Here is a 9,936-nt window from a genome sequence, read left to right as displayed (position 1 = left end):
GAGTGGTTCACGCGGGCTCCGAGGGGGAGTTCGGGGGCTGCGCCGGGACGGCACGGCGCAGCAGGAAGGCGCTGACGGCCGCGGCGAGCGTCAGGCCGAGGGCCGCGGTCAGCACGGCGGTGCGGGCGCCCCAGGCGGTCCAGGCGGCACCGAAGGCGAGCGAGCAGACGAAGCGGGCGGCGGTCTGGCCGGTCTGCACCACGGCCAGCCCGCTGCCGCGGGCGTCCTCGGGCACCGCATCGGCGGTCGCCGCCGCCAGCACCCCGTCGGTCGCCGCGTAGAACGCGCCGTGCAGCACCAGTACGGCACCGGCCAGGGCCGCCCCGCCGCCCGGCGGTACCAGCAGCAGCCCGTAGGCGCACAGCAGCGCCAGGTGCCCGGCGAGGAACAGCCGTCGGCGCCCGATCCGGTCGGCGACGGCCCCCAACGGCACCGCCAGCAGCAGGAACGCCGCGGCCGTGCCCAGGGGAAGCAGCGGGAACCACCCCGTCGGCAGCTCCAGGCCCCGCTGCAGGGTCAGATAGAGGAACGAGTCGCTGAGGGTCGTCAGCCCCAGCAGCACCGCACACCCGGTGAGCCGGCGCACCTCCGGCCGTCCCAGGAGGGCGCGCACCGGTGTCCGGGTCCCGGCCGGAGCCTGTTCGGCGGCGACGGCCCATTGGGCGGCGCCCCGCGAGGCGGCGACCCTGCGCGGCACGAACAGCAGCAGGACGACCACGCCCAGGACGGCCACACAGAAGCTGACCAGGAAGACCGCGTCATAACCCTCCGCCGCCGCCCGCAGCAGCACGAACGCCACCAGCGGACCGCACAGCGCGCCCGCGGTGTCCATGGCCCGGTGCACCCCGAACGCCCGCCCGCGGACGGCCGGTTCGGCGGCCAGGGAGATCATCGCGTCCCGCGGCGCTGTCCGCAGCCCCTTGCCGGTACGGTCCACCGCCAGCACCGCCCCGATCAGCGGCAGCGAGTGCACCAGCAGCAACAGCGGCTTGCAGAGCGCGGAGAGCCCGTACCCCACCGCCGCCACCGCCTTGTGCCCTCCGCCGCCCCGGTCCGACAGCCGCCCGCCCACCAGCCGGACCAGCGCGCCGACCCCGTTGTAGACCCCGTCGAGCACCCCGAATCCCAGCGGGGACAGGCCGAGTTCGGCGACGAGGTACAGCGGCAGCACGGCGGTGACCATCTCCGAGGAGATGTCCGTGATCAGGCTGACGGCGCCCAGCACGAGCACCGTCGAGGGGAGGGCGGTGACGCGGCGCCGGCCCGGAGGGCGGTCCGTTCCGGCGCGCCCGCCGCCGGGCGGGGCGGCGGGCGGGGAGGCGGCGCGGCGGTCCGCTAGGTACACGTCAGCCGGCCCAGACGCCGCTGATGTCCTTGGCGTCGGCGGCCCGCCCCGCGTGCGAGGTGCCGTACATGTCCTCCAGGGTGCGCAGGACGTCGTAGTGGTTGTAGGTGGTGGCCGAGGTGGCACCGGCCTTGACCGGCTGGCCGTACAGCACGGTCGGGATGCGGTTGCCGTTCAGCCGGTTGTCCTCGTCGAAGGTGACCAGCAGCAGGCTGTTGTGGCTCTTGGCCCAGTCCGCGTAGCTCCCCAGGTGGTCCTTCAGCCAGGTGTCACCCGTGGACACCGAGCAGTCGTGCATGTCACTGCACAGGTTCGGCACGACGAACGACACCGTCGGCAGCTTCGCGAAGTCGGTGGGAAACGCGTCGAAGGTGTGCGCCGAGGCGGTGGAGACATTGCCGAAGCCGAACCACGGGTTGTGCTTCTGCGCGTACTTGCCGCTCTTGCAGGTGGTGGAGCCCTCGGACGGCAGCGACTCGTTGTAGCTCGCCCAGGTCCTGCCGGCCGCCGTCACCTCGGAGGCGAGGTTGGGAGCGTCGCTGAATCCCGGGTCGACGCAGCTGTCGTCGGTGACGCCCTGGGTGTCGCCGGAGAAGAGGGCGTAGTAGTTGGGCTGGCTGGGGTGGGTCTCGGCGTACGACGCGGTCAGACTGGCGCCGCCGGAGGCCAGGGAGTTGAGGTACGGGGCGCTGGAACTGCCCATCACCTGGCCGTAGGCGTGGTTCTCGAAGACCACCACGACGACATGGTCGGGGGTGGGCACGGCGGCCGCGGCCGGCTCGGCGCCGAAGCCGTCGCCGGCCCAGACGCCGAGTCCGGTGGTGGCGAGGGCGAACGCCCCGGCGAGCGCGGTGACTCTGCGGCGGCGGGAGCGGCGGACGCGGGGGGAGGCGGGGGACGCTGCGGGGGAGGGGGACGCGGAGGCAGGCACAGGAGTCTCCGTAGGGGAGTGGGGGCTGCGCGGGCGGCGTCAGAGTAGAGCCGTCGGGTAGGCATGTACATGCCTTCAAGGTGGCCGACGGCCGAACGGTGGACGACCTTATGCGCCGTCGTCCTCCGTGAACGCCGCCGCGCGCAGCCGCCCGTACTCCTGAGCCAGGGCCGTCGGCGTCCAATGGGCGTTGAGCCCGCTCGGGTTGGGCAGCGCCCAGATCCGGGTGTCGCCCAGGGTGCGCTCCTGCGGGCCGATCGCGGCGCGCTTGTCGTCGAAGGCGACGCGATAGGCGGTGACCCCGGCGACGGCCAGCCAGCGTGGGCGCAGCCGGGCCACCTTCTCGGCCAGCAGCCGGCCGCCCTCGCGGTACTCCTGGGCGGTCAGCTCGTCGGCCCTGGCCGTCGCCCGGGCCACGACATTGGTGATGCCGAGGCCATGGGCGAGCAGTTCCTCCTGCTCGGCGGGCCGGAACTGGCGCGGGGTGAACCCGGCGGCGTGCAGGGCCGGCCAGAAACGGTTGCCGGGCCGGGCGAAGTGGTGGCCGGTGGCCGCCGTCATCAGCCCGGGATTGATGCCGCAGAAGAGCACGCTGGGCCGGGAAGCGGCAGATCAGAGGAGTGGCCATCGCCTGACCTGCGACGCAGCATGCACGTTCGGGTAGTTCGCTGCATCTTCACGCAGTACGTCGCAGAGGATTGCATGATCGTTTTCCCATTGGTTTCCCAGTTTCCCGCTTGGCCGGGTCGAGGAGCGGGGGACGCGGGTGGCAACTGCATCCCCTCTTCGGGCTCCCCTCGCGGTGGCACGGCGGGGTCTTGACCCCGCCGTGGCCCCCACGTGCGCCGCTAGTCGGCGTGCCGCCCGATGACGCAGCCGCGACACTGACCGCAGTCTGCCCCCTGTCGCCTCATGACGCCCCGAACGATGCGCCGTTCGTTTTCCTCGTGCAGGGCTTGGCGGGGTATTACGCACACGAGCTGGCCGTCGATCTGACCCCGGAAGCCATGGAAGTCGGGGCCGTGATCTGCGGTGACCATGTCGTGCATGGTCCCCCCTTTCGGGACGAGGGACCTCCCAAGTGACTACCGATAGTCGCACATTGAACGAGTCTCGTGACCATGTTCGGGCGGACTGATCCGCCGATTTAAGGCAAAGGGACGGTCAAACGTAATGGTTGCACCTCTGGAGGAATCAATTCCCACCAGAAGACCCCCTTCTGTTGCGTCGTAGCTCGCGCCACTCGTCGATTACGCGCTGCTTCAACGCCCGGATGTCAGCTGCCGACATGTCGTCCGCCACGCCGATGAGCGCGTTGGTGACAGCCTGACCGACGTCGCCCTCAAGGTCGGAGTCGGTGACGGGAGAGGTGGCTACGCCCTCTTCGAGCCCCTGGATGGGGGTGGGCTCGCCGCCGCGCAGTACTTCCTGGCATGAGCCGGCAGCCCAGTCGAGCGCTGCCTCGACCTTCCCGTAGGTGAGGTCTCGAAGGGGCTTGCCGTCCTCGATCTTCATGTACGTGTTGATCGTGATGTCGGCGGCCTTGGCCACGTCGATCTTGTTCATGCCCAGGCCGACCCGGCGGCGTTTGACGTGGTCGGCGAGCCGGCGGAGCGCTGTGTCGTCTGTAGGGGGAGGCATGGCCACATGGTCCCAGGAACTCCCAGGAACAGCCAGGAACACCCATCTTATGGCTGGAACTTTGATGCTCTCGTAACTCTGGCCAAAGGTTCACCGCTCAATCGTTACAAGTATCTGCAAGTTACTGCGTCGTACTGCTAGTTTCTACGAGTGCGAGCACGTACATTCTCTTCATGCACAGACCCCCAGCCACCTACCAGGTGAACGGGGCGGCGATACGGGCGACACGCAAACGCCAGGGCCTCGGCATCCGTGAGGCAGCAGAGGCAGCAGGGATCAGCCGCAGCTACTGGCAACGGCTGGAAACCGGCATCCGAGAGCAAATGCGACCGCCCACATACGCCGCACTCCGCAGAACGCTTCACGCAGAAGAGGACGAACTCCTCGTCCCCCACGAGGAGACCTAGAGAGAGAAGGTGACATGTCCAGTCCCGAGGCCACCCCCACTGGCGCCAACCGCGAGGTCATCATCGAGGCCGCCATCAAGGCCCTTGAACGAGACGAAGTGCTGCTCAACTCGAAGGAAGCCGCCCTGATCATCGGCTGCGGCGACCGTTGGCTCCGAGACGGAGCTAACCACAGCGGGTTCCCCCACCACCGCCTCGGCAGGTTCCTGCGCTTCAGCCTCCAGGACTGCCGCGAGATCAAGGCGATGAACCGCGAGAAGGCCAAGCCTGCGGAGCTGGCCAAGGCCCGTCGAGCGCGCACCGCGGCGGCCCGAAAGAAGAGCAGCGGGTCGGCTATCAAGCCGGCCGACTCCGAGCTCGCTCTCGCCGGCTGATCCCCCCGCCGCCTAGCGCGGCCAACGGGCCCAGCCGCCGGGCTCTCACACACCGGCAACCGGGCCCTAGCGCACCACCCACACATCACAGAAGGGCAGGCGCATGAACGCCATCCTTGCACCCATCCCGAACCCCCAGACACCGCCCCCTCCCGCCGGCGACGTTGCCCCGCACGGGGATCCGGCGGTCCTCCTCGAAGTGCAGCAGCGGCTTCTCGCGGATCCGGCTCACTCTGACGCGGCCGTCTCGGCTACCTCGATGTCCCTGTATCTCGTGCAGCACCCGGAGGTTCGGGTCTCGGAGAACGAGGACTACCCGGAGTGGCTCGCCCAGTTCACGACCCCGAAGGAGACCCGCCGTGGCTGACGACTACCCGGAGATCGCGGCCCGTTTCGCCCGCGAGACCGCCCAGCACCAGATGACCGTCCTTCACGGCGACGGCCTGTACCGGCACCTCAAGTTCGCCGATCCGTCGGGCGGCTTCTACCGCTTCGACCTGATCACCTGGCCGCACAACGCCTTCCTGCGCGGTGACGGATTCTCCTTCGGCTTTTCGATCTACCCGACCGAGGACATCTTCGACATGTTCCGGGGATCGATTAGCGGCGGCATCAACCCCGGCTACTGGCAGGAGAAGGTCACCGCCGGGAAGGTCCGCGACTGGTCCGAGGAGCTGTTCCGTACCTGGGCGCTGGCCGAAGCCACGGAGGCCGAGGCCCGCTATCCAGGCGCCGTCGAGGCCGTGATCAAGCAGATCCTCCACTCGGACGAGCACAGCACCGAGTACCAGGGCACTGCTGAGTACGCGGTCGCGGCGTTCAACCACTCCGGGTTCCGTCTGCGCATCCCGAACGATTGGGAGAAGTCTTTCGAGGACTACTCGTGGGAGTACTTGTTCGCCTGCCACGCCGTCCTCTTCGGCATCGCCAAGTACGACGCCGCGAAGCAGGTGACGGCATGAGCAGCTACCGCGCCAAGCTCGAAGCGGCGAAGAAGAATGGGCAGCGCGAGGCTGACGCCTGGAACGCCCGCCACCCGATCGGCACGCGTGTGATGGCGTACCCCGGCATCCGGCCGGAGCATCCGGTCGCAGCCGCCCACCAGAGGCGCGTCGAGGAAGGCCGCACCTACGGGGACACCGACCCCTGCACGCGGCTGGAGACCACGACCCGCACCCCGGCCTGGATCCTCGGCCACGGCGAGCCTGTCGTGTCCGTCGAGGGCTACGCCGGCGGCATCTGCCTCACCCACGTGGACGTGATCGGCGCCCAGCCCGATGAAGGCGGCGTCTCGTGAGCGCGCGGTCCCCGCTCTGCCGATGCGGCCAGGAGAAGAGAGACCACCCGTGCCTGACGGGCAACGGCTTCAGCCGAACGTGCCTCAAGTACGACCCGATGGACTTCAGGCGCTTCGAGGCCGAACTCACAGGTGACGGCACCCCTAACTGCTGCTGCTGTGACCTGTGCAATGCGGTCGCACATGCCGTGAGCCTCCCGCTGGGCGACCGGGCAACACCGACGATCGCCCTGTACGACGCGCTGCTGGCTGGCACGCATGCCTTCCGCAGTTGGGGCGAGTGGGCCGAGGGCGTCTCATGACAGCCCGGTTCGTCCGCGTCGAGGACGCCGAGCAGGCCGAACGGACCCGGATCGACACCGAGTTCGTCGAGGAGCACGGCCCCGAATCCACCTGGACCGTCGACGAGTGGCACGCATACCAGCAGTGCATGGACGCGACCGGCGTCCCGTTCCTCCCGGAGGTAGCAGCATGATCCTCAAGGCATCCGACCAGGCCCGCGTCTTCCACACGCTGACCGCCCTGGTCGACGAGAACCCCGACCTGCCCGCCCCCGAGATCCACATCCGCGGCCACATCTCCCTCAGCGCCATGCTGACCGTCGAGGTCGTGCTGCACGGCGACGAGGACGGCTTCGAGGCGTGGCGGCAGGCCCTGGATATTGCCCCCGAGGCTGTGCAGCAGCGGCAGCTGTCGCTGGGCGGCTGGGTGTCGTCCGCCCACACCACGCAGCTGGGCGTCGCGATCATCCTCACCGTCCACCACCGGCAGGAAGCCCCGCCGGCCCGGATCTTGGCGGCGGTCGCATGAACATCGTGACGATCGACGACGGCCTGACCCTCCAAACCTCCAACCCCGACCAGCTGACCCAGGCGTACCGCGAAGGGCAGACCGCGCTGGAGCGTGGCGAGGACACCGACAACGTCCTCAAGACGCACGTGGTGCGCGGGGACTTCGCGTCCGCCGCCGGCTACCTGCACGGCCTCGCAGCCGACGCCAGGAAGCGCCTGCCGCAGCACCCCGACGACTGCCCCTGCCGCCGGTGCGTACACGACCGCGAGGCCCTGATGCGGAGCATCTACCGCACCTGGCGAGAGGGCGTGGCCGCATGAACACCCCGCGCGCCGTCGACCCGAACTTCGCCCAGTCCCTGGCCGATGGGTTGACCGAGTCCTACGAGGCCTGGTGCGACCGGATTGGCGAGACTCCCGCCGGCCAGGACGCCACGGAATCGGCCGTCGAGGAGGTCGCCCCGTGACCGGCCCCGAATGGATCGCCGCACTCTGCGGCATCGCCGCCGCAGCAATGATCGCCGCCTCCCAGCGAGGCAACAGGAAGGAGGACCAGTGAACATTCGCCTCACGCTCCACCTCCGCCGACAACTCGCCGACGCCCGCCGGGAGAACACCCGTCTCGAGGGCGAGCTCCACAGTCTCGACGGGGAGATCGCCGATGTGCGGGCCGCCAACACCGAGCTCCGTGCCGAGGCGCAGGTCGAACTCGAATGGCGCCTCGACGCCGTGACGGTCATCGAGCAGCACAACGTCGAGCGTGCCCGGATCCTCGGCAAGCTGCAGCAGGCCGTCGGCTGGGCCACCGAAGTCGATCGGGCCAACGCCTGCATCGCGCAGCAGAACCGGCACCTGGCCGCCGACAACGAGCGTCTCCGCCGCGAACTCGCCGGCCTCAAACGCCCGGTCGCCCGCGTCATCCCGCTTCAGCGGCGCGGCCCCGAAGCCGCCTGACACACCCCACCGCGCACCTCTGAAGGGACAGCCATGCCTGAAACCCCTGCAGTGCAGCCTCCCGCACGGAAGGAGTCGCAGTGAGCATCGACCTGCTCGCCACGGACGATTCCGAGGCCGCCGCCTTCTTCGCGGACGCCCGCGCCGCGCTCGCTCCGATTCCGAAGCCGTCACTGCCAGAGCCGGCGTTGCCGGCCGACTGGCCCATCACCCCGGCACACTCCGGCGCCACCCTGACCCGCACACAGCTGGCCGCCGCCCGTGCGCACGCCCTGCGCATCTCCTACGACGGACCCAACGGGCGTCACGCCATGTGGGTAGGCCGCTGGCGAAGTGGGGACTGGTCGATCCTCCAGGGCAACGTCGGCGGGCCAGCGAGCGTACTGACGTTCCCGCACACCTGGGACGCCGCCGTGCGGGAGCTGACCGAATACTCCACCCCTGACCGTCTGTTCGGCGGCGACAACTTCACCGTCGACGAGTGGCTGCCCGAGTTCACGCTCCTTTGCCGCACCCACGGCGACGACTGCGGTGAGCACGATGACGGCCACCACTTCGTCCAGCGCCGCACCCTGCCCCGCTACCCGGCAGGCACCTACCGGCCCTGCGGAGCAGGCAGCACCAGGAGCCTAGGCGGGGGCGGACACGACGGCGTCTACCAGTACCGGTACCAGGTCGAGGGCCGCTGGCGGCTCCGCTACGGCTGCGGCAGTCACCATCGCCACCTGCTCGGCCGCCACCTGGCTGAGGCTGACGGCACCGTCACCGTCCGAAACATGGACGACCACATCGTCCGCTGATCCGCGACCCCAACCCGCACACATTCGACACCTCCCCACAGGAGTACTTCATGGACCAGCTTGCCCTCTTCCCCGACACCGCCGTCACCGGCACAGGAAGGCGCCTCTGCGCGGCCTGGCCCATCGACCGGCCGACGCTCGTCGAGGTGCTCGCCGCCGACGAGCCCGGCGCCCCGCAGGCCGAGCAGCTGCCGTTCGACAGCGACGAGATGCGGAGCGCCGCCTGATGAAGGTCCGCGTTCCCCAGCCGGAGCTCGCCGAGGCTGCTCAGTGGGCGGCCCGGCAGCTCCCCACTAAGCCCCTGGATCCGACGCTCCTCGGTCTCCTCCTCGACGCGACCTCTGGAAGGCTCAAGGTCAGCGCCTTCGACGGGACGACCGCTACCCACAGCGTCATCGACGCCGACGTCGAAACCGAAGGACGCGCAGTGCTGGCTGGCCGGCTGTTCGCTGACATCGTCGCCTCCCTCGGCAAGACCGACATCACCCTCAACATCACCGACAAGCAAGCCGAGATCACCGCCCACGGCGCGGCCTTCAACCTGGACGCCCTCGACCGGTACAGCTATCCGACGCTGCCGCCGATGCCCGCCATGATCGGGACCGTCGACGGCGCCGAGTTCGCCGCCGCTTACGGCCGGGTGAAGGCCGCAGTCGACCCCAAGGCGACCGGCTCCACCTACGGCATGTCCGGGGTTCGGCTCACCGCCCGCGGCGACCAGCTACAGATCGCCGCGACCGACCGATACCGGATCGCCGACGCCTACATCCCCTGGGAGCCGACCGGCGAGACCACCGGCGGCATGGGTGTCGTGCCCGGCAAGGTGCTCGCCGACAACGTCCGCGCCTTCTCCACCGGTCAACTGCACCTGGCATTGCCGGCCGCAGGCGCTGGCACCGCGGGCATGGCCACTGCCAGTCGGCAGGTCACCACGATGCTCATCGAACCGTCCACGTTCCCGCAGCGCATCGACAGCCTCTTCCCGAAGGAGTTCGCCGGGACTGCCTGGTTCGACGCGGAGGAGATGGCCGACACGATGCGGCGCGTCACCACCGTCGTAGGCGAAGGCAAGCCGGTGTGGATGCGGTTCAACACCAGCGGCAACGCCTCGATCTGGGCCCGCGACAACGGCGCCGCCAACCTCCAGACGCCCGCCGACTACGAGGGCGACCTCGACGAGTTCGAACTCGCGATCAACCCGCGGTTCCTCCTCGACGGACTGTCGGCGCTGACCGGCCGCATCGAGATGGACCTGACGACCGCCGCGAAGCCGGCCCTGCTGCACGACCCGGGCGACGACACCTACCGGTACCTCGTCATCCCGATCCGCGAACCGCACAAGGCCACGGCCGCCTGACCCCGCCGGCCGCCCCGCGGGCAGTGCGGGGCGGCCACC

Annotated in this window: 16 protein-coding genes; 12 read left to right on the top strand and 4 right to left on the bottom strand. The window is 69.7% G+C overall.

Annotated features, from left to right (window positions below):
* Positions 1 to 7 precede the first annotated feature (7 nt).
* From K7396_RS03170 to K7396_RS03155, 4 genes are all read right to left on the bottom strand, one after another.
* The gene (locus K7396_RS03170) at positions 8 to 1,345 is read right to left on the bottom strand and encodes an MFS transporter (protein WP_152104209.1); all 1,338 of its coding nucleotides are present in this window, start codon (positions 1,343 to 1,345) and stop codon (positions 8 to 10) included.
* 1 nt (position 1,346) lies between these two features.
* The gene (locus K7396_RS03165; RefSeq protein ID WP_152104210.1) at positions 1,347 to 2,276 is read right to left on the bottom strand and encodes an alkaline phosphatase family protein; all 930 of its coding nucleotides are present in this window, start codon (positions 2,274 to 2,276) and stop codon (positions 1,347 to 1,349) included.
* A 108-nt stretch (positions 2,277 to 2,384) separates the two neighbouring features.
* Positions 2,385 to 2,867, bottom strand: a complete 483-nt coding sequence (gene mug / locus K7396_RS03160; RefSeq protein WP_223659590.1) for a G/U mismatch-specific DNA glycosylase — start codon at positions 2,865 to 2,867, stop codon at positions 2,385 to 2,387.
* Positions 2,868 to 3,470: 603 nt separating this feature from the next.
* The gene (locus tag K7396_RS03155; protein ID WP_086717193.1) at positions 3,471 to 3,917 is read right to left on the bottom strand and encodes a helix-turn-helix domain-containing protein; all 447 of its coding nucleotides are present in this window, start codon (positions 3,915 to 3,917) and stop codon (positions 3,471 to 3,473) included.
* A gap of 173 nt (positions 3,918 to 4,090) precedes the next feature.
* Between K7396_RS03155 and K7396_RS35885 the strand changes: the two genes are divergently transcribed.
* The 12 genes from K7396_RS35885 to dnaN all read left to right on the top strand — a co-directional run bounded on the left by K7396_RS35885 (position 4,091) and on the right by dnaN (position 9,897).
* On the top strand, positions 4,091 to 4,324 hold the full coding sequence (locus tag K7396_RS35885; protein WP_086717192.1) for a helix-turn-helix domain-containing protein: 234 nt from the start codon (positions 4,091 to 4,093) through the stop codon (positions 4,322 to 4,324).
* 14 nt (positions 4,325 to 4,338) lie between these two features.
* A complete protein-coding gene (locus K7396_RS03145; protein WP_086717191.1) occupies positions 4,339 to 4,698 on the top strand; it encodes a MerR family transcriptional regulator in 360 nt (119 codons plus the stop codon).
* Between the two features lie 359 nt (positions 4,699 to 5,057).
* Positions 5,058 to 5,660 (top strand): hypothetical protein, encoded by a 603-nt coding sequence (locus tag K7396_RS03140; RefSeq protein WP_086717189.1) that lies wholly within the window; start codon positions 5,058 to 5,060, stop codon positions 5,658 to 5,660.
* Positions 5,657 to 5,995, top strand: a complete 339-nt coding sequence (locus K7396_RS03135) for a hypothetical protein (RefSeq protein WP_086717188.1) — start codon at positions 5,657 to 5,659, stop codon at positions 5,993 to 5,995. The genes K7396_RS03140 and K7396_RS03135 overlap by 4 nt, the downstream gene beginning before the upstream one ends.
* A 298-nt stretch (positions 5,996 to 6,293) precedes the next feature.
* Positions 6,294 to 6,470, top strand: coding sequence for a hypothetical protein (locus K7396_RS03130; protein WP_158101109.1), 177 nt, complete (start codon positions 6,294 to 6,296; stop codon positions 6,468 to 6,470).
* Entirely contained in the window at positions 6,467 to 6,805 is a 339-nt protein-coding gene (locus K7396_RS03125) for a hypothetical protein (protein WP_086717186.1), read from the top strand. Before K7396_RS03130 ends, K7396_RS03125 begins: the two co-directional genes overlap by 4 nt.
* Before the next feature lie 5 nt (positions 6,806 to 6,810).
* Positions 6,811 to 7,107: a hypothetical protein gene (locus K7396_RS03120; protein WP_143589073.1), complete on the top strand. Its 297-nt coding sequence runs from the start codon at positions 6,811 to 6,813 to the stop codon at positions 7,105 to 7,107.
* Positions 7,104 to 7,253, top strand: a complete 150-nt coding sequence (locus K7396_RS03115) for a hypothetical protein (RefSeq protein WP_158101108.1) — start codon at positions 7,104 to 7,106, stop codon at positions 7,251 to 7,253. Before K7396_RS03120 ends, K7396_RS03115 begins: the two co-directional genes overlap by 4 nt.
* Before the next feature lie 88 nt (positions 7,254 to 7,341).
* Positions 7,342 to 7,740 carry a hypothetical protein gene (locus tag K7396_RS03110; RefSeq protein WP_086717184.1) on the top strand — a complete coding sequence of 133 codons (399 nt, stop codon included), beginning with the start codon at positions 7,342 to 7,344 and terminating at the stop codon, positions 7,738 to 7,740.
* Positions 7,741 to 7,820: 80 nt separating this feature from the next.
* Entirely contained in the window at positions 7,821 to 8,540 is a 720-nt protein-coding gene (locus tag K7396_RS03105; protein WP_086717183.1) for a hypothetical protein, read from the top strand.
* 50 nt (positions 8,541 to 8,590) lie between these two features.
* Positions 8,591 to 8,767, top strand: coding sequence for a hypothetical protein (locus tag K7396_RS03100; protein WP_158101107.1), 177 nt, complete (start codon positions 8,591 to 8,593; stop codon positions 8,765 to 8,767).
* Positions 8,767 to 9,897 carry a DNA polymerase III subunit beta gene (gene dnaN, locus K7396_RS03095; protein ID WP_086717182.1) on the top strand — a complete coding sequence of 377 codons (1,131 nt, stop codon included), beginning with the start codon at positions 8,767 to 8,769 and terminating at the stop codon, positions 9,895 to 9,897. The genes K7396_RS03100 and dnaN overlap by 1 nt, the downstream gene beginning before the upstream one ends.
* Positions 9,898 to 9,936: the final 39 nt, after the last annotated feature.

This window comes from Streptomyces angustmyceticus, assembly GCF_019933235.1.
In the GTDB taxonomy this organism is placed as follows: domain Bacteria; phylum Actinomycetota; class Actinomycetes; order Streptomycetales; family Streptomycetaceae; genus Streptomyces; species Streptomyces angustmyceticus.
This window is presented reverse-complemented; position numbering and strand designations above follow the sequence as displayed.